Raw genomic sequence first — 1,102 nt, forward strand, 5'->3', positions numbered from 1 at the left:
GCGTTTTCCGTCGTGCGTGGCGAGGGTCGCGGGACCTGCCCGTCCGCCCCCTGCTCCGGAACCGAACGCCCCATGGACAGCACCTCCGAAACCCGCAGCGGCAGCTGGCTGAGCGTGATCGCCCTGGCCCTGGCCGCCTTCATCTTCAACACCACGGAGTTCGTCCCGGTCGGCCTGCTCAGCGACATCGGCCACAGCTTCGAGATGCCCACCTCGCAGGTCGGCCTGATGTTGACCATCTATGCCTGGGTGGTGTCGCTGGCCTCGTTGCCGATGATGCTGCTGACCCGCAACATCGAGCGGCGCAAGCTGCTGGTCGGGGTATTCCTGCTGTTCATCGCCAGCCACGTGCTGTCCGGGCTGGCCTGGAGCTTCCAGGTGCTGATGCTCAGCCGGATCGGCATTGCCTTCGCCCACGCGGTGTTCTGGGCCATCACCGCTTCGCTGGCGGTGCGCGTGGCGCCGCCGGGACAGCAGGCCAAGGCGCTAGGGCTGCTGGCCACCGGCACCACCCTGGCGATGGTCCTGGGCATCCCGCTGGGGCGGGTGGTCGGCGAGGCCCTGGGCTGGCGTACCACCTTCATGGCCATCGCCGGACTCTCGGTGCTGACCCTGCTCTACCTGGCGCGCTCCCTGCCGCTGCTGCCAAGCCAGAACTCCGGTTCCCTGCGCAGCCTGCCGATGCTGTTCCGACGCCCGGCGCTGGTTTGCCTGTACGTGCTGACCGTGGTGGTGATCAGCGCCCAGTTCACCGCCTACAGCTACATCGAGCCCTTCGCCAAGCAGGTGGCGCAGATGAGCGGCGAGGCGACCACCCTGCTGCTGCTGTTGTTCGGCGGCGCCGGGATCTTCGGTTCGATCCTCTTCAGCCGCTACAGCGAGGCTTTCCCGCGAGGCTTCCTGCTGGCCGCGATCCTCGTCTTGGGCAGCAGCCTGGCGCTGCTGTTGCCGCTGTCCGCGCAGCCGACCTGGCTGATGGCGCTCAGCCTGCTCTGGGGCATGTCGATCATGTGCTTCGGCCTGGCCCAGCAGTCCCGCGTCCTGCGCCTCGCCTCGGACGCCACCGACGTGGCCATGGCGCTGTTCTCCGGCCTGTACAACG

Annotated in this window: 1 protein-coding gene; it reads left to right on the plus strand. The window is 68.2% G+C overall.

The annotated features are described in order from the left end of the window. Positions 1-72 precede the first annotated feature (72 nt). Positions 73-1,102, plus strand: a 1,030-nt coding sequence (locus FFS27_RS33025; RefSeq protein ID WP_137952573.1) for a sugar transporter, incomplete at its 3' end; no start/stop codon positions are given.

This window comes from Pseudomonas sp. 2VD (assembly GCF_005503585.1).
In the GTDB taxonomy this organism is placed as follows: domain Bacteria; phylum Pseudomonadota; class Gammaproteobacteria; order Pseudomonadales; family Pseudomonadaceae; genus Pseudomonas; species Pseudomonas aeruginosa.